Annotated in this window: 14 protein-coding genes; 5 read left to right on the forward strand and 9 right to left on the reverse strand. The window is 68.1% G+C overall.

Going from position 1 to position 18,192, the window contains the following annotated elements:
• Nucleotides 1-135 precede the first annotated feature (135 nt).
• Nucleotides 136-1,656 (reverse strand): sensor domain-containing diguanylate cyclase, encoded by a 1,521-nt coding sequence (locus tag MKK58_RS22645; RefSeq protein ID WP_243915052.1) that lies wholly within the window; start codon nt 1,654-1,656, stop codon nt 136-138.
• 325 nt (nt 1,657-1,981) lie between these two features.
• Between MKK58_RS22645 and MKK58_RS22650 the strand changes: the two genes are divergently transcribed.
• Entirely contained in the window at nt 1,982-3,364 is a 1,383-nt protein-coding gene (locus tag MKK58_RS22650) for an HD-GYP domain-containing protein (RefSeq protein ID WP_243915053.1), read from the forward strand.
• 28 nt (nt 3,365-3,392) lie between these two features.
• Here MKK58_RS22650 and MKK58_RS22655 read toward each other — a convergent pair whose 3' ends face one another.
• Both MKK58_RS22655 and MKK58_RS22660 read right to left on the reverse strand, forming a co-directional pair.
• Nucleotides 3,393-3,548 carry a hypothetical protein gene (locus MKK58_RS22655; RefSeq protein WP_243915054.1) on the reverse strand — a complete coding sequence of 52 codons (156 nt, stop codon included), beginning with the start codon at nt 3,546-3,548 and terminating at the stop codon, nt 3,393-3,395.
• A 411-nt stretch (nt 3,549-3,959) separates the two neighbouring features.
• Entirely contained in the window at nt 3,960-4,862 is a 903-nt protein-coding gene (locus MKK58_RS22660; RefSeq protein WP_243915055.1) for a LysR family transcriptional regulator, read from the reverse strand.
• A gap of 140 nt (nt 4,863-5,002) precedes the next feature.
• On the opposite strand from MKK58_RS22660, the gene dctA reads away from it, so the two are divergent.
• The 3 genes from dctA (at nt 5,003) to MKK58_RS22675 (ending at nt 8,761) form a co-directional block, all read left to right on the forward strand.
• Nucleotides 5,003-6,331 carry a C4-dicarboxylate transporter DctA gene (dctA, locus tag MKK58_RS22665; protein WP_243915057.1) on the forward strand — a complete coding sequence of 443 codons (1,329 nt, stop codon included), beginning with the start codon at nt 5,003-5,005 and terminating at the stop codon, nt 6,329-6,331.
• Nucleotides 6,332-6,397: 66 nt separating this feature from the next.
• The gene (locus MKK58_RS22670; protein ID WP_243915059.1) at nt 6,398-7,561 is read left to right on the forward strand and encodes a mandelate racemase/muconate lactonizing enzyme family protein; all 1,164 of its coding nucleotides are present in this window, start codon (nt 6,398-6,400) and stop codon (nt 7,559-7,561) included.
• 405 nt (nt 7,562-7,966) lie between these two features.
• Complete coding sequence (locus tag MKK58_RS22675; protein WP_243915061.1) at nt 7,967-8,761, forward strand: ABC transporter permease; 795 nt, start codon at nt 7,967-7,969, stop codon at nt 8,759-8,761.
• Nucleotides 8,762-8,806: 45 nt separating this feature from the next.
• Here the strand turns inward: MKK58_RS22675 and MKK58_RS22680 are convergent, their stop codons facing one another.
• Nucleotides 8,807-9,709, reverse strand: a complete 903-nt coding sequence (locus MKK58_RS22680; protein WP_243915063.1) for a LysR family transcriptional regulator — start codon at nt 9,707-9,709, stop codon at nt 8,807-8,809.
• 97 nt (nt 9,710-9,806) lie between these two features.
• On the opposite strand from MKK58_RS22680, the gene MKK58_RS22685 reads away from it, so the two are divergent.
• Complete coding sequence (locus MKK58_RS22685; RefSeq protein ID WP_243915065.1) at nt 9,807-10,940, forward strand: aldo/keto reductase; 1,134 nt, start codon at nt 9,807-9,809, stop codon at nt 10,938-10,940.
• A gap of 187 nt (nt 10,941-11,127) precedes the next feature.
• On the opposite strand, the gene MKK58_RS22690 is transcribed toward MKK58_RS22685, so the two are convergent.
• The 5 genes from MKK58_RS22690 to MKK58_RS22710 all read right to left on the reverse strand — a co-directional run bounded on the left by MKK58_RS22690 (nt 11,128) and on the right by MKK58_RS22710 (nt 17,509).
• Nucleotides 11,128-12,861 (reverse strand): sensor histidine kinase, encoded by a 1,734-nt coding sequence (locus tag MKK58_RS22690; RefSeq protein WP_243915067.1) that lies wholly within the window; start codon nt 12,859-12,861, stop codon nt 11,128-11,130.
• Nucleotides 12,862-12,924: 63 nt separating this feature from the next.
• Nucleotides 12,925-15,603 (reverse strand): PAS domain-containing protein, encoded by a 2,679-nt coding sequence (locus MKK58_RS22695; RefSeq protein WP_243915074.1) that lies wholly within the window; start codon nt 15,601-15,603, stop codon nt 12,925-12,927.
• 184 nt (nt 15,604-15,787) lie between these two features.
• The gene (locus MKK58_RS22700) at nt 15,788-16,666 is read right to left on the reverse strand and encodes an SMP-30/gluconolactonase/LRE family protein (RefSeq protein ID WP_243915069.1); all 879 of its coding nucleotides are present in this window, start codon (nt 16,664-16,666) and stop codon (nt 15,788-15,790) included.
• A gap of 62 nt (nt 16,667-16,728) precedes the next feature.
• Nucleotides 16,729-16,953 (reverse strand): hypothetical protein, encoded by a 225-nt coding sequence (locus MKK58_RS22705; RefSeq protein ID WP_243915072.1) that lies wholly within the window; start codon nt 16,951-16,953, stop codon nt 16,729-16,731.
• A 235-nt stretch (nt 16,954-17,188) separates the two neighbouring features.
• Nucleotides 17,189-17,509 (reverse strand): hypothetical protein, encoded by a 321-nt coding sequence (locus tag MKK58_RS22710; protein ID WP_243915073.1) that lies wholly within the window; start codon nt 17,507-17,509, stop codon nt 17,189-17,191.
• Nucleotides 17,510-18,192: the final 683 nt, after the last annotated feature.

The following is an 18,192-nucleotide window of genomic DNA, read 5'->3' on the forward strand; positions in this document are numbered from 1 at the left end:
AATGGGCGATGATCTGCACGGCCCACAACCTCCTGAAACTGGCACAGGCCGGCCGATGAGGCCGCCGATCCGCCCTCACCGGCTCTGGTCTCGCCCCTCCAACCTCGGCTTCAATCCCCTTACTCGGACAAGCTCCTAGATGACCCGCAACATGCCTATGCGCTCATTGCCGGTGCTGGGTGCACGCTCCGTACGGTTGCGTCCACGCGCCTTCGCCACGTAGAGCGCCTCGTCGGCTCGGCGATAAAGGTCGGATGCCTCGGCATCACGGTCCCCTGGCAAGGCCAAGCCGATGCTCACAGTCACCGCGCCAGCGCCAATGCCGGCCGACCCGACCGTCAGAGCTGCGACCTGCGCATGGACCGCCTCGGCAATGCGTAGCGCCCCTGCCTCGTCGGTATCGGGCAGCAGGAGGGCGAACTCCTCGCCGCCGATCCGGCTGACGAGGTCGTTCGGCCGGTGCACGCTCCCCGCAAGGCCGTTTGCCAGACCCTTGAGCACCGCGTCACCGACCGCATGGCCATAGCGATCGTTGTAGCGCTTGAAGTGGTCGGCATCGACGATGAGGAGCGAGAGCGGCTTACCCGTCCGGCGCGCGCTCTTCCAGGCTTGCGCGAAGACCTCGTCGAACTGGCGGCGGTTCGGTAGCCCGGTCAGGGTGTCCGTACGCGACAGGTGCGCGAGTTTGATTTCCACCGCCGCCCGTCGACTCAACTCGCGTCCGAACAGAAGTGCCAGCCCGATGGTCAGCCCGCACAAGATCAGGACCGTCGCACCGATACCCAGGGCTTTGGCCCGCCACTCTGCCTCGACATCCCGCGTCGAGAGGGCGACGTTGAGCACGAGCGGCAAGTCACCGACCTGAGTAAAGGCGTAATGGCGCTCGACACCGTCGCGGACCGACGTTCCGATGAATGCGCCGTTGCGTGCGCTCACGAACCGCTCGAAGTTCGACGAACCGGCGATGCTCACGCCGATGTCGGCCGCCTCATGGGGATAGCGCATGATGCGGGTGCCGTCGCGCAGGTAGAGGTTGATTCCCCCCTCGGGACCGAGGCCGATCTGATCGAACAGGCGCGAAAAGTAGCTGAGCTTGAGGCTGCCCAGCACCACGCCTCCAAAAGAGCCGTCGGGCTTGGCGATGCGCCGGCTGAACGGCAGCATGGGCTCGCCCGTCAGGCGCGAGACGATGGGCCTGCCGACGTAGAGACCGAGGTCGGCCCGCCCCTTGTGGACTTGGAAGTATTCCCGATCCGCGTAGCTGCCTTTGCGCGGGGGCACGGCGCCGGCGTCAACGACGATGTCGCCCCGCTCATCGATGACGAGCATCACGCCCAGGTCGCGGGCTGTCGCGGCGCGATCGAACAGCACGAGCTGGCGCATCGCGGGGTCGACCGCGTCGAGGCCCGGCGCGTGGAGGTTATCAACGACGGCCTGGATCGACAGGTCGAAGATCTCGACGTTACGGGCGATGTCGCGCTCGATGACCTGCAGCAGGTTGCGTGAGGTCTGCTCGGCCTTGTCCCAGGCGTCGCGGCGCAGGTCGAGCAGCATCAGCCCGGAGATCACCAGCATACCGAGGGGCGCCAGGATCCCGAGTCCAATCCAGGTGCGAGCCGATCGAAACTGACGCGCAAGGCGTTGCAAGAGAAGCATCGGCGAGCGTTCCCGGCTTGATCGTCGTCGCCAAATTTTATGCATACTAAGAACTAACGGGTTGCTACGCTGACCACTCGAATGTCTCCACCGCGTCACCGGAATGTGGGCGCGGATACGCGGCGACCAGCGTCCGGAAGGCCGAGCCGCGACGCTGATGCTTCTGCCGCGCCGAAATCGTCGTTCGCTCGCGTGAGATGCCCAGGATGCTTGGCGTGCCGACACGGCCCTGCGTTGTCCGGTTCGGACGTGACGCCCGCGCAACGCTTTGATCAGGTTCTGCAGATAGCCATACGCCGACATGACAGAGGGCTGAACGAAAACGATGCGGATCGTATCAGGCGACGACAGGCAGGCCAGGACGGTTCAGCTCTCGGAGGTACTCGGCGCCTTGAGCCATGCCCTCGACCTGACAGAAGGCCAGCCGATCGGGCATTGCGTGCGCGCGACCTGGATCGGCATGCATATCGGTCGGCAGATGGGTCTCACCGAGAACCAGCTCTGGGAACTCTACTACACGGTGATGCTCAAGGACCTCGGCTGCTCCAGCAACGCAGCGCGGATCTGCGAGCTTTATCTCTCCGATGACCTGAGCTTCAAGCGCGACTTCAAGACCGTGAGCGACAGCTTGCCGAAGGTGCTCGGCTTCGTCTTCGCCCATACCGGCCTCAAGGCGGGTCTGGCCGAACGCTTCAGGGCGGTCCTCAACATCCTCCAGAATGGCGGCGCGATCACCGACGACCTAATCCAGACCCGCTGCCAGCGGGGCGCCGAGATCGCCGCGCAACTGCGCTTCCCGCCCGAGGTCTGCGATGCGATCCACGCCCTCGACGAGCACTGGAACGGTAAGGGCCGCCCGGACCGCCGAGCGGGGCCGGCGATTCCGCTCTATGCCCGCATCGCGCTCCTGGCTCAGGTCGTCGACGTGTTCCACAGAGCGGCCGGCCGCGAGGCCGCAGTCGCCGAGGCGCGGGGCCGCAGCGGCACCTGGTTCGATCCCCACGCGGTGGCCTGCTTCGAACGGGCGGCGGCGATGCCCGGCTTCTGGGAGATGCTCGGCTCCGAGACGATCACCGAGGCGGTCACCGCCCTCGAACCCGCGCAACGCGCCGTCGTTGTGGACGAGGATTATCTCGACGACATCGCCCGAGCCTTCGCCAAGGTCATCGACACCAAGAGCCCCTTCACGTCTGGGCATTCGGAGCGCGTGGCGGTCTACGCCGACTTGATCGCGGCTGAACTCGGCTTCCCGGTGGAGCGCCGGCGCTGGCTGCGTCGGGCCGCGCTGCTGCACGACGTCGGCAAGCTCGGCGTCTCGAACTCGATCCTCGACAAGAATGGCAAGCTCGACGACGCCGAGTGGCAGGATATGCGCAACCATGCGGTGCTCTCGGAGGGCATCCTCACCCGCGTCGCCGTCTTCCGCGAGATGGCCCGCATCGGCGGCGCTCATCACGAGCGTCTCGACGGCCGGGGCTATCCGCGCGGACTCACTGCCGAAGCAATCGAGCTGGAAACCCGGATCGTCTCGGTCGCGGATGTGTTCGACGCGCTGACCGCCGACCGCCCCTACCGCAAGGCAATGCCCGTCGCGAAAGCCCTCGACGTCATGCGGGCCGACCTCGGCACGGCCTTCGACCTCGAGTGCTTCGCGGCGCTGGAACGCGTGCTTACCGAGATCGAGGGGGATCTCGCTCGGGCGGCATGAGCGCGCCGCCTCGCGGTGATACATTCGGTTACGGGACCGGGATCATCGTGCCGGCGCCGGTGGCAGCCTCGCGATAGTGCGACGCATCTCGTGACGCCAAGACGATGACCGCGCGCACCACCCGCCCGAAGGTCGCTGAACTCAGCGTATGGACGCACAGCGTATCGAGGATGCGAGCGAGCATGGTCTGGACTTCCTGGTGGAGTGATGTGAGGGGCGAAGACCGTCAAGACGGCCGCTCCCCATCCGGTGAGCCCAGAATGCATTGCTCAGCGATAGATAGTGATAGAGACTTCAATCGTATTTTATACAACTCATGTTGCATCTTTTGATTGCGATCGATCGACACCGCGTTTGCTCGCCGGAACGTTGTCGCGTTTGTCCGCTTCGCGGGACAGCGTGAACCGGCATCAAAGACAAGGTCGGTTGGAGGCGGAAGATCCGCTTCAGGGCGCAAAGGCGAGCGTCCGGCTACCACTCGGCCCGGTCAGTCCGGTATCGGCCCGATATTGCCATGGACGGTGATCGGCTCGCCTCCCGAAAGCGGACGTCCACCGAACACCGACAGCTTGGCTCGCCGAATTGCGCCTCCGAACTATGAGGCTGGCGGATCGCTCAGGTAGGCCCAAAGCGCGTCGGCTGCGTGGTTGCGACATTCCAGCGATCGGAAGAGCCTGATTTCGATCGGCACATCGAAATGTTCGGGCCCAGCACGGACGAGGCGACCACAGGCCTGATCATCCGCCGCAACCGTTCGCGGTAACCAGGCGACGCCGTGTCCCTCGCGCGCCATGGTCGTCAACGTTGCGGCGAGGTGCGAGGTGAAGCGCGTCGCGAGGTGGAGCGGCTCCCTGGTCTGGCAGTTCCCGAGGATGCGACCCAGTCCTGAGGCTTGGCTGTAGGCGAGGTGAGGAACCGGGTCTGCAGGCGATCCCGGCAGCGACCAGGTGGGTTGGCCCGATCCGGACGGTGCGCAGAGCGGAACGAGCACGTCGTCGCCCACGCCGACGCTCTCGAACCGGCCAGCCTCGAACCGCGTCGGCGCGTCCCTGTGGAAATGGCAGAGCAGGAAGTGCACCTCGCCGGACAGCATGATCTGCTCGCAGGCTTCGAGGCTGTCGGACACGAGATTGAGGGTGCCGAGGGTCCGGGATTGCATGACCTGACGGACCCAACTCGGGAAGAACGTGAACGACAGAGCGTGGGTCGCCGCAATCGAGAGCGTCGCCGTATCCTGGGCGCCGACGGTCCGCGCCTCGCGTCGAGCCCGCTCCAGGCTGCGCATGAGCGCGTGGGCTGCCGGCTCGAAGTGTGCGCCGGCCGGTGTGAGGCTCGCGCCTTGGGCGCCCCGCACGAAAAGCGGCGTTCCGATCCAGTCCTCCAAGGCGCGGATGCGTCGACCGAAGGCCGGTTGGGACACATGCCTGCCCTCGGCCGCCCGTGAGAACGTCTTCTGCTCGGCCAGGGCGAGAAAGTCTTTCAGCCAGTCGAGTTCCATCTCTGTGCCGTTCACGCATAGCGCGTACCGAACATGGCATTGGCCGAGCGCGGGTGTCCAGACGTATGGGAGGCATCACACCCCGCAAGAGGGATTGCAGATCAAGTTGCCCGAGAAGCAGCAAGAGGAGGAAGCACGGCATGAAGTCATGGCTCAACCGGCTCTATGTTCAAGTCTTCATCGCGATCATCCTTGGCGGATTTATCGGGTACTTCCTGCCGGACGTCGCGGTGACCCTGCAGCCCCTGGCGGACGGCTTCATCAAGCTGATCAAGATGCTGCTCGCGCCGGTCATTTTCGGCACCATCGTCGTCGGCATCGCCAAGATGGGCAACCTGAAGGAAGTCGGGCGCATCGGCGTGCGCGCGCTGATCTACTTCGAGGTCGTCTCGACGCTGGCCCTCGTCATCGGGCTCGTCGTCGTCAACGTCATGCAGCCGGGCGCCGGCATGAACATCGATGCCACGCACATCGATGGCAGCGCCATCGCGGCCTACGCCAAGCGTGCGGAGGCGCAACCCGGCATCGTCGGCTTCCTCATGGACATCATCCCCACCACGATGGTGGATGCCTTCGCCAAGGGCGCCATGCTGCAGATCATCCTGATCTCGCTGCTGTTCGGCCTGGCTCTCGTTCAGGCGGGCGAGCGCGGCCGGCCGGTGGTCGTCGTCGTCGACAGCCTGCTGGACGCGCTGTTCCGCATCGTCGCCATGGTGATGCGGCTGGCCCCCATCGGCGCCGGGGCGGGCGTCGCCTTCACCATCGGCAAGTATGGCTTCGGCACGGTCTGGTCGCTCGCCTACCTCATGCTCGGTGTCTACGCCACGTCGATCCTGTTCGTGGTCCTCGTGCTCGGCTCCGTCTGCGCCTGGACCGGGTTCTCACTCACCAAGGTCCTCGGCTTCTTCAAGGACGAGATCCTGATCACCTTCGGGACCTGCTCCACCGAGGCCGTCATGCCGCGGATGATGGCCAAGCTGGAGCGGCTCGGCTGCGAGAAGTCGGTCGTCGGCCTCGTGCTGCCCACGGGCTACACCTTCAACGCCGACGGCACCTGCATCTACCTGACCATGGCGGCGATCTTCGTGGCGCAGGCTACCAACACGCCCCTCGGCATTGGCGACCAGTTGCTCGTCCTTGGGGTGCTGCTCCTGACCTCCAAGGGCTCGGCCGGCGTCGCCGGCGCCGGTTTCGTCACCCTCGCCGCCACCCTGTCGAGCATCCACACCGTCCCGGTCGCCGGCCTCGTCCTCCTGCTCGGCGTCGACCGCTTCATGAACGAGGCGCGGGCGGTGACGAACCTGATCGGCAACGCAGTCGCCACGATCGCGGTCGCCAAGTGGGAAGGCGCCTTCGACCGCGACAAGGCGGAGGCGGCCTACCGCGACCGCGCGGCCGCCGCTGAGGACGTCGTTCCCGAGACGGAAGCCGGGCCTGCCCTGCCCCGCCCCGTGGCGGCCGCCCACTAGATCCCCAAACTGCTTCCATCCCCCTCCCGCCCCACGCGAACCCCTTCGCATCTCAAGGAGAACCACATGCGTATCGTCGACGTCTGCGAGGTCACCAAGCCGATCGCCTCGCCCATCCGCAACGCCTACATCGACTTCTCGAAGATGACCGCCAGCCTCGTGGCCGTGGTCACAGACGTCGAGCGCGACGGCCGCCGGGTGGTGGGCTACGGCTTCAACTCCAACGGCCGCTACGGCCAGGGCGGCCTCATCCGCGAGCGCTTCAGGAACCGCATCCTCGAGGCCGATCCGGCGAGCGTGCTGAACGAGGCCGGCGACAACCTCGACCCGCACAAGCTCTGGGCGGCGATGATGACCAACGAGAAGCCCGGCGGCCACGGCGAGCGCTCTGTGGCGGTGGGCACCCTCGACATGGCGATCTGGGACGCCACCGCCAAGATCGCCGGCAAGCCGCTGTTTCGGATGCTCGCCGAGCAGAAGGGCATCGAGGCCGACCCGCGTGTCTTCGTCTACGCGGCCGGCGGCTACTACTATCCGGGCAAGGACGACACCCAGCTACGCGCCGAGATGCGCGGCTATCTCGATCGCGGCTACAATGTCGTGAAGATGAAGATCGGCGGCGTCCCAATCGCGGAGGATCAGCGCCGCATCGAGGCCGTGCTGAAGGAGATCGGCTCGCAGGCGCAGCTCGCCGTGGACGTGAACGGACGCTTCGACCTCGAGACCGCTATCGCCTACGCCAAGATGCTGCGCCAGTATCCGCTGTTCTGGTACGAGGAGATCGGCGATCCCCTCGACTACGCCCTGCAGGCGGCGATGTCCGAGTTCTATCCCGGACCGATGGCGACCGGCGAGAACCTGTTCTCGCACCAGGACGCGCGCAACCTGCTGCGCTACGGCGGCATGCGGCCCGACCGCGACTGGCTGCAGTTCGACTGCGCGCTGTCCTACGGCCTCGTCGAGTATCTGCGCACCCTCGACGTGCTGGAGCAGTTCGGCTGGTCGCCCAAGCGCTGCATCCCGCATGGCGGTCACCAGATGTCGCTCAACATCGCGGCGGGCCTCGGCCTCGGCGGCAACGAGAGCTATCCGGATCTGTTCCAGCCCTATGGCGGCTTCCCCGACGGGGTGCGGGTCGAGGACGGGCACATCGTCATGCCCGAGCTTCCCGGCATCGGCTTCGAGGGCAAATCGGACCTGATCAGGGTCATGCGTGAACTCGCAGAGTAAGCCCTGGCCGTTGGCTGTGCGGGGTCGGCGACACCCTGCACAGCCTCATCTCTCCCGGATGGCCTCACGCCACGGAGGTCATCGATGCTCGGGCACGCCGGAATGAACTTGTGCCTTCATCGTGAAGACCGGAATCGACGCGTGCCTAAGATATTGAGGCAAGGCTTGGCAGAGCGGATCGGGTCCGGACCGCGATCCACCCTTAGATGGCGACACCACAAACGCGTTCTCACTGCGATCACCGTCACCTGCGACGCCGAGACCCGGTCGCAGCGTCATCCTTTTGTGTGAGCGTCCTCGGTGCGCGCGAGATCCGGCAGGCGCTGCTACCGCCGATCTGCCAGGCCGCACTTATGTCTCAATGGGGCGCCAACGCAGACACCGGATCGAAGGACGCTGACCCCCATGGAACTGCCCGGTGCAAGCCAGCCGGCTGGAATGAGCAGGATGGACGTCTATGCGCACGTGATCCGTGCGCTCGTCCTGCGTGATATGCGGACGCGGTTCGGCGGCTCGCATTGGGGGTACGCCGTTCTGGTCCTATGGCCGGTGGCGCACATCTTCATCATCGTCGGAATCATGGCCTTTCGGGGCTTGCCATCTCCGTTGGGCGACAGCCCACTCATGTTCGTGGCGACAGGATGCGTCCCCGCGCTGACATTCCAATACATGTCGCGCGAGATCATGAAGGCGCTTATGGCGAACAAGCCGCTGATCTATTATCCGCAGGTGAAGCTTTTCGACATCGTCGTCGCACGGGTCCTCGTCGAAGTTGTCAAAGGCTTCACCTGCCTCTTGGTCGTGATGGCCATTCTTACCGCGCTGGGAGAACATGTCATCCCGGCCGAGCCCGTCGTGGCGATTTGCGCCTATTCGGCGGCGACACTCCTGGGGATCGGAATCGGGATTGTAAATGTTGGAATCGTGTCGTTCTTTCCAGGCTGGATCCTGGGCTACGTCGTACCAATGCTTGTACTCTATATTACATGCGGGGTAGCGTTCGTACCACACCTGCTTCCGAACGAACTTTATGAGATCTTGAAATGGTCTCCGATCGTTCAGATCGTCGAGTGGACACGCCTCGCCTACGACCCAAACCTGGGCATCGAGGTCGACTATCTCTACGTCCTCATGTGGGGCATGGGGTCCGTCGCATTCGGATTGATCCTGGAACGGTTCGTCGTCCGTAGATTTGCCTGACACCGAAGGGATCGCCATCGGGGCTCTCTTGAGCCAATCGCGATCCTATGGCGAGATCTCGCCCCGCCAGCGCAGTGCGTCGATCAGGGCGCGTAGCGCTGGCGTGACCTGCCGGTCCGGATAGTAGAGGTGGCAGCCCGGGAAGGGCGGGCACCAATCCTCCAGCACCTGCACAAGCCGACCGGCGGCGAGATCCGCCGCGACCTCGCTCTCCATCATGTAGCCGAGCCCCGCGCCCGCCCTGACCACGGCGCCGGCCAGGGCGCCATCGTTCACCACGAACTGTCCGGCGGCCCGTACCCGCATCGCGCGGCCGTCCCGGGCGAACTCCCACGGCAGGAGGCCGCCGCCGCCGATCAGGCGGTAGTTGACGCACGGGTGGGCCTCCAGATCGGCCGGGGTTTCGGGCCGGGGATGGTCCGCGAAGTATCCCGGCGTGCCAACCACCACCGTTCGCTCATCGGGTCCGACCCGCACCGCGACCATGTCGCGCTCCACGGTCTCGCCGAAGCGGATCCCGGCATCGAAGCCGGCCGCGACGATGTCGGCGAGGCGGTCGTCGACGACGATTTCGACCGTGACGGACGGGTGGTCGAGGAGGAACCCCGGAAGGGACGGCGCGAGGATGGCGCGCGCGGCATAGGCGAACGTCGTGATCCGAAGGGAGCCCGACGGCGTGCCGCGCCAGTCGGCCAAGGCCGCGAGGCCCCGATCGACCTCCGCCAGCGCCGGACCCAGCGAGCGCAGCAGGCGCTCGCCGGCGGGCGTCGGGGCGACGCTGCGCGTCGTGCGCGCCAGAAGGCGCACCCCGAGGCGGGTCTCCAGCCCGCGCATCGCGTGGCTGAGCGCGGAGGGCGACAGGCCGAGTTCGGCCGCCGCCCGCGTGAAGCTGCGGGTGCGGGCCACCGCCGCGAACGCGGACAGATCGTCGAGGTCGCCGCGCCGCATTGCTGCATCCCGCTCACGGACCCATGCCGTCCGACAGGGCTAATCCCCATCGCGACGCCGGGCTACCCCTCGGGGGAGTTTTCAGGTGGGTGCAACAATGGATCTGACGCATTATCGGACGCTGGGCCGCTCGGGGCTGGCGGTGAGCCCCCTCGCTCTGGGCACCATGACGTTCGGCACGGCGCGCTGGGGGCTCGACGCGGGCGGCAGCCGTACCGTGTTCGACGCCTACGTGGAGGGCGGCGGCAACTTCGTCGACACCGCCGATGTCTATGCGGGCGGCGCCAGCGAGACGATGGTCGGCCGCTTCATCGCCGAACGCGGCCTGCGCGACCGGATCGTCCTCGCCACCAAGGCGGGGTTCGCCACCGGACACGGGCCGCATACGGGCGGTTGCGGCGCCAAGCATCTCCACGCGGCCATCGCGGGATCGCTGCGCCGCCTCGGGACCGACTACGTCGATCTGTACTGGCTGCACGCCTGGGACGGGATCACGCCGGCCGAGGAACTTCTCGAGACCATGGTGGGCCTCGTGCGGAGCGGGAAGGCCCGCTACTGGGGCCTGTCGAACACCCCCGCTTGGTACGCCGCCCAACTCGCGACCCTGGCCTCGGTGCGCGGCCTGCCGGGACCCATCGCCCTGCAGCACTTCTACGCCCTCGTGAACCGCGAGGTCGAGGACGAGCACGTCCCCCTCGCCGCCGCGTTCGGGATGGGCCTCGTGCCGTGGTCGCCCCTCGCCTACGGACTCCTGACGGGCAAGTACGATCGCGCCGCCGTCGCGGCCGCGCCCGCACGCGGGGCGGGCTTGCCACGTGACCCGGCGGAGGCCGGGCAGGCGCGGCCCGAGGACGACAGGCGCCTGGACGGCGCCAACCCGTTCGGCGACAGCCTGTTCACCCCACGCAACTGGGACATCGTCGAGGCCGTGCGCGGTGTGGCGGACGCGATCGGGCAGCCCGCGGCGCGGGTCGCCCTGGCCTGGGTCGTGGGCCGGCCGGGCGTGGACGCCACCCTGATGGGCGTGAGCCGGCCGGCACAACTCGACGACAACGTGGCGGCCCTCGGGCTGACGCTCGCGCCGGAGCACCGCGCCGTCCTCGACGCTGCGAGCGCCCCCGTGGCCCCGCGCCTCGTCGACAGCCTGTCCCGGCTGCCCTTGCGGCAGCAGGCCGTGTTCGGCGGCAGCCGGGTCGAAGCTTCGGCGGAACGGCCGCGCCGCACGGGCTGAGCGCCGCGGCTCCGGTTCCGATCGTGGGAAAACCATCGGCGGACGACGCGGCATCTCTCGCCGCCACCGAAGTCTGAGAACGCGACCCGACCGGAGGTTCGGCCGTCGATGGGCCCATCGATCCGCCGAGAACCGACCCGGACGGAGCGCGAATTACCGGCAGGGAACACGGTGTGGACCGCGTTCCTCAGGCCGCCGATCGCGGCGGTCCGGAATCCGCCCGGAACGAGGTGAAGCGATCCTGCGCGTCGAGGGGCACCGCCAGGGTGCAGTGCAGCCCGCCAGCGTCGAAGTGGAGCTTCACCGTTCCGCCGAGTTCGTGGCCCACGCCCCCGTTGATCAGCCGCGTGCCGATCCCGCGGCCAGGCGGGGTCACGACCGGGGGGCCGCCGCTCTCGCGCCAGTCCAGGGCGAGCCGGCGCAACCCGTCGCTCCCGGCCTCGACCCGCCAGGTGATCTCCACGCGTCCGCCCTCCACAGAGAGGGCCCCGTGCTTGGCGGCGTTCGTGGTGAGTTCGTGCAGCGTCATGCCGAGCGCCAGGACGTAGCGCGGGGGCAGGTCGATGTCCGGCCCCTCGATGAGGAACCGGTCCTGGCGCGCGTCGACGAAGGGCGCCAACTCGTTCTCCAGGAGCATCTTGAGGGAGGCGCCGGCCCATGCGTCCCGCGAGAGCAGGTCGTGGGTCTTGGCCAGGGCGATGATCCGCCCCTCCAGGCGCTCGCCCGTCGCGTCGGTGCGGCGCGACTGGCGCGCCAGGGACTGGACCGTGGTCAGGGTGTTGCGGACCCGGTGGTTGAGCTCGTGCAGCATCATCGTCTGACGCTCCTGCAACAGGTGGCTCCGGGAGATCTCGGCCCGCAAGGCGCCTTCGTGCTTCTCGAGTCCGGCCGCCATGGCGTCGAACGCTTCGCCGAGCTGGCCGAACTCGCCCGAACCGGACAGGCCGGTCCGGGCGGTGAGATCCCCCGTCCGCCAGGCCGCGGCCGCCTTGAGCAGGCGCCGCACGGGCTGGCGGATGAAGGCGCGCCCGGCGAGGAGGGCGGCCGCCACCGCCATCAGGGCGCCGAGGACGATCAGGATCGCGCCGCGCCGCGTGGCCGCATCGATGTCCGCATAGGCCAGCCTCGGCGAGAGGCCGACGGCGACGGTCACGCCATCGAGATCGTCCGGCGAGGGGGCCGCGATGCCGGTGATGCGCAGGTTTCCCCGCAGGCCGGGCAGGTCGACGACCCCGCCGCGGTTCGCCGCCAGGGCCGCGAAGGACTCCGGCGGCAGGCTGCGGCCGACCCAGGTCGCATGGTCCGGAACCCGGATCATGACGGTGCCCTTGCGGTCCACGACCGTGAGGGTGGCGTCGGGCGGCAGGCCCGCGCGCGCTTGGTGTTCGGCGAGGTAGGTCAGGTCGACGCTGGCGATGACGATCCCGTCCGGGCGGCCGTCCGGGCCGGGGATGGCCTGGGCGAACTGCATCGTCGGAACACCGGTGACGCGTCCGGTCACGACGTCGCCGATGGCGAGGCCGCCGGTGCGCATCGCGTCCTGGAAGTAGCCCCGATCGGCCAGCGCGTAGGCGCCGCGGGCCGAGCCGAGGGTATTGCAGACGATGCGGCCCTCTGCGTCGGCCACGCCGAAGAAGAACGCGCCGGGCACCTTGCCCAGAAGGGTCTTGAGGTAGGCCGTGCAGGGTGCGGGGTCCTTGTCGCGGATCTCCGGGACCTCGGCGAGCACGCCGAGCACCTGTCGCGTTCCGCGCCCGAACTGGCCGAGATCGGCCGCGACGCCGCGGGCAGTGCGTATCGCCTCACCGCGCACGGCATCGCCCCGGGCGGCCCGCAGGGCGTACTCGTTGTAGCCTTGGATCGCGAGGGCGGGCAGCAGCGCCAGGGAAACGAGACCGACGATGCGCTTGGTCAGCGACATGCGCAGCCCGTTCCGATGTCAGGCCCCCGCCAGGGCACGCCGGGCCGCAGCGGGCGCCGGCCCTCAAGCTGCCGCGGCATCGACGGCCTCCTGCATCGATGCGAGCGCCGCCTCCAGGCGGCAGACGAGCCCGGTCGGGGCGTAGGCGAGCGTGACCTCGCCGCCGACCTCGGCGGCGAAGCTGCGCTCGATCAGGCGCGAGCCGAATCCCTTGCGCGCCGGCGGGCTCAGGATGGGCGGGCCGCCCTGCTCGGACCAGGTCAGGCAGAAGCGCGGGGCGTCGGATTCGTGCACCACGTGCCAGCGCAGCTCGACGATGCCGGTCTCGTTCGACAGCGCCCCGTACTTGACCGCGTTGGTGGCGAGTTCGTGCAGCGCCAGGGCGAGCGAGAGGGCCGGTTTGGCCGCCAGGAGCACGTTCGGGCCGCTGGCGCGCAGGCGAAGGCCCGTGCCGCCCCGGTGCACGGAGAGCGCCCCATCCACGACCTCTGCGATGGGTGCGGCGGTCCAGCTCGCTTGGGTCAGGATGTCGTGGGCCCGCCCCAGGGAGATCAGGCGCGCCGCGAAGGCCTCACGCATCTCCGCGACGTCCGTGCTGCCTCGCAGGGTCTGGCTGGCGATGGCCTGCACCAGCGTGAGGGTGTTCTTGACGCGGTGCTGCAATTCGCCGGTGAGCAGGCGCTGGTGCTCCTCGGCCCGCTTGCGCTCCGAGATGTCCAGCATCGCCCCGATCATCCGCCTGGCGACACCGTCGCCTCCCCGGATGACGTATCCCCGGTCGAGGACGTGCGCGTAGGTCCCGTTCGCCCGGAGGAAGCGGTACTCGTCGCTCCAGGCCGATCGGTCGCTGTCGATGACCGCGTGGATGGAGGCGTCGATCCGGGGCCGATCCTCGGGGTGGATCCGGCCGATCCACCAGTCGCCGGTCGGCACGACGGCATCGGGCGCATAGCCGTAGGCGGCCTGGAGCGCCTCGTTCCACAGGACGTGGTTGGTGGCGAAGTCCCAGTCCCAGATGGCGTCGTTCGTGGCGCGCGCGGCCAGACGATAGCGCTCCTCGGTGTCGCGCAGAGCCTGCTCCGCGCGCCGCGCCTCGGTGACGTCGCGGGTGGTGCCGATGAAGCGCACCGTGCGCCCGTTCTCGACCAGGGCCTGGCCCTTGGCGGCCACCCAGCGCTCGATGCCGTCCCCGATGCCGAGCGTCCGGAAGGCGATGTCGTAGGTGCCGCTCCCCGCCGGGTCGAGGGCTGCGGCCACGGCAGCGTCTACCCAGGCCCTGTCGTCGGGATGCAGGCCCGCAAGGAAGACAGCGTAGCTCACGGGCGCCCCGGGCGGCAGCCCGAACAGCGCGCGGGTCTGCCCGTCCCACTCGAGCACGTCCGCGACGAGGTCGTAGTCGAACACGCCGGTCCCGGTCGCGGCCACGGCGAGACCCAGCTTTTCCTGGGCGTTCCGGAGCGCGACCTCCGCCTCCTTGCGGTCGTGGATGTCGAGCGAGGTTCCGATCCAGCTCAGGAGGGTTCCGTCGGCGTCCCGGACCGCCTTGGCCCGGGTCAGGAACCAGCGATACGCGCCGTCCGCCCGCCGCAACGGAAACTCCACCTCGTAGGATTGCCCCGACGCCGCCGCGGAGAGCCGGGCACGGCGCATGGCCTCGCGATGATCGGGATGGACGACCGACGTCCAGCTCGCCTCGCCGGCCTCCCCCGGGGGCAATCCGGTGAACGCGTACCAGTAGGCATTGCAGTAGGTGACGTTGCCCTCGGCATCGCCGAACCACACTACCTGCGGGCTGACCTCCACCAGGGAGCGGTAGCGCAGTTCGCTCGCCTCCAGCACCCGGTCGGCCTCGCGCTGCCCGGTCCGGTCGCGCAGGATCCTGACGAAGCCCAGGGTCTCGCCCTCACTGGACCGCAGGGGCATCGTTTCGCTGCTGGCCCAGAAGCGGCGCCCGTCCTTGCGCAGGTGCCAGCCCTCGTCGGGGGCGCTGCCGGTCTCCAGCGCCAGCTGCATGTCGCGCTGCGCCCGCCCGCTCGCCCGATCCTCGGGCGTGAACAGGATCTCGACCGATCCGCCGAGCGTCTCGGACTCGCTCCAGCCCAGGATGCGCTCGGCGCCGGCGCTCCACCGGGTGACGCGGCCGTGCGGATCGGTGGCGACGATGGCGTGATCGGTGGCGCTGTCGAGGATCCGCTCCTGCAGGAGGCGCTGCTCCTCCTGCTCGCGCAGCGAGCGGCGCAGTTCCATCTGCGCCATCGCCTGGCGCGCCAGGCGCGCGAGGCCCCGGCGCTGTCGTTCGGTCAGTGCGCGCGGTTTCGTGTCGAGGACGCAGACGGTGCCGATCGGATGTCCCTCGGCCGTCCGCAGCAGCGCGCCCGCGTAGAACCGCAGGCCAGGCTCGCCGGTGACGAGGGGATTGTCCTCGAAGCGCGGGTCGCGGGTGGCGTCCGGCACGTACAGGAAGTCCTGCTGCAGAATGGCCTGCCGGCAGAACGACGTCCCCAAGGGCGTCTCGCGGACGCCGAGCCCGACCTCGGCCTTGAAGAACTGGCGGCCGTCCCCGATCAGGTTGACGACGCCGATCCGTACCTCGCAGAGTTCGGCGGCCGCTTCCGCGATCTCGTCGAAATCCTGCTCACGCGGCGTGTCGAGCAGGCGGTAGCGATCGAGAGCGCGTAGGCGTGCGGCCTCCGTCTCCCTCGCGGTCGCTCGTGCGGGCTCACTCGTGGGCGCGCGGTTCATGATGCCGATGAAATCTGGAGGGTCGCGGATCATGCTCTCAGAGGCGGTACCCGGCGGCGGAAATAAGGCCGATCGTCCACCGCCCCGGCCGGAACCGCAAGACCGCCGAGATGGTCGGCGGCCTCGCGCCATCGGCGGGCGACCTGCGATCTAAACGCCGATACTCGATGAAGTCCCGCCGGTCTCAGGCCCGAAGCCTGAAGGCGGGCTCCAAGAGGCCCCGCACCCCGACCGGCACGACGAGGGTGCGGCCGTGCTCCGGGTCGGCGGCGCGCTCCTCGGTCGTCATGCCCTCGTAGGCGCTGGTGACGAGGAGACGGTCGAGGCCGGACCCCGCGAAGGTGGGACACGAGGGCCGGCTCACCGGCAGCGGAAGCGTGCGCAGGCGCTCGCCGTCCGGGCTGTAGGCGTCGAGGCAGGCGCCGCCCCAGCGGGCGCACCAGATGCGGCCCTCGGCGTCGACGACGGCTCCGTCCAGGCCGCCCTCTCCGCCGCGATGGTCGTAGAGCGTGGCCGGCTCGCCCATCGGCAGACCCGTGCGGGGATCAAGGGCGACGCGCTTGAGAAGGCCCGCATCGGTGTCGGCGAAGTAGCCGGTCGCGCCATCGGGCGCGAAGCAGATGGCGTTCGGAATGGTGAGGCCGCCGAAGAGACGCGTCACCCGAGTGCCGGCCACGTGGTAGATCGCGCCGCGCCCCGGCTCGGCGTTACGCCCCATGGTGCTGATCCAGAGGGCGCCGCAGGGATGGACCCGGCCGTCGTTGGAGCGGGTACCGGCATCCTCCGCCTCCAGCGGGCAGAGCCGGGCCAGGCTGCCGTCGCCGAAGGTTCGTAGATAGAGCCCGTCCTCGGCCGCCAGCAGGTGCCTGTCTTCGTCCACCGCCACCACGGCGCTCGCCATCAGCGGGAGGGCGTGAATCCGGGCCGGGCCGCCCGCAAGGGGTGCCTCGAACAGGCGTCGCTCCAGGATGTCGACCCACCAGGCGGTTCCGGTGCGGGGATCGTAGCAGGGGCCTTCGCCGAGGTGGCAGCGGGGCGCGTCGAGGATCGTGATGGCGTCCATGCTCGTTCCGTCCTCCTGGGCGCTGCGCCCCCGGGGCCGCCGGACGGAGGCCGCGCCCCTTCCTACCGGCTCATGTTCCGGAAGCGGCAGTACCGCCCCGTATCCCTGTAACCCGCCGGACAGCGCTTCACGCAGGCGCCGGCGGCGAATTTCAGCGGCGGGCTGCAGGAATACCGGTGCGCCTTGGCCTGAAACAGACCGGAGCGGTTGGCGGCCTGTGCCCCGTCCGCTGCTCCGCCGATCAGGACGGCCCCGAAGACGGCGAGCGCCGCGCATGATCTCTTCATCGACATCGGTTCGGATCATCCTTTCAATTCGTCCGCCGCCGGATGGTGGCAAGGACCATTTCCCGAAATCGCGCCGTGCGCCCCCCCCCAAACAAGGAGGGGTGGGAGCGACTAAGCCGGGTGGTGAGGACGCACTGGTGGGCGTGGGGTCTAGCCGCCACCTTGCTCAAGGACATGCTGGATCGGGCGGCGGCGCCGCGATGGAACCGCCGCCCTCGGATCTGCCGAACCGGGCTCAGTAGCCCGGGCCGCCCGAGGTGGTGCCGCGCTGCTGCGCGTAGCCGGGCTGCATCGGGTTCCGCGCGTTCGGGTCGCCATGCATCATGCGGTTGCGGGTGTGATGGGTCCGGTTGGCGCGGGAATGGTGGATCGCGTCGTGGCGATGACCATGGTGCCGCATGTGATGCTTGCGGGCCTTGTAATTGCCGGCGTAGCCGATCGACGAGCTGGCGCGCATCCGCTCGGCATGCGTCATTCCGGGTGCGGCCGAGGCGGAACCGATGGAAAAGCTGGCCAACATCATGCCAGAGGCCAGAACCAGTGCGAGGGTCTTCATCTTAGACTTCCGATCATGTGCTCACAAGCCGCACAGTCCGGCTATAAGTCTTTCATAACAAGGACGTTCCCCAGCAAAGTTGAAATTTTTGTTATGGATTATAGTCTATATCTCATTCGTGGATTGAGCACCAAGAAGATTATTCAATATACCAGAGGAACGAGACCGGAGGCTCAGGTGTTGGCTGTCGGGCGTTGGAACCCGCTGATCGGGGAGACGGCCTGATCGCGACAACGGGAGTGCTGCCGGCGATTTCCCGGCCGACGAACCGGACGCCCGACCACCTCTGTGCGCCGCATAAATGCACCTCAGGCTCGATGACGACGCCCCCCTTCACGTTGCTTCCATGGGTTCGTCCGGCAACTCGCCAGGAATTGTATTCATGATGAGATTGACGGACGATGATCTATCGGTCGGTAAGACCGCGTTTAATCCTGATCTCCATGTGCCTGACCGCACGTCGAGAATGAAAACGGCTTCCTATCTTCAGTTCAGACAGACAGAAACGGACCAGAGACTTGGTTCGTACGAAACTGGAGAGAACAAGCCTTCATGAAGACCCGTATCGCCGCTCTTGCCACCGCCCTTGTCCTTGGCGTTGCTCCGATCTCGTCCGCGATGGCTTACGACAGCCCCTCCCGCTACACCGGCTTCGCGCCCTACGACGTCGAGACCACGGGCTC

Source organism: Methylobacterium sp. J-078, from assembly GCF_022829285.1.
Taxonomy (GTDB): Bacteria; Pseudomonadota; Alphaproteobacteria; order Rhizobiales; family Beijerinckiaceae; genus Methylobacterium.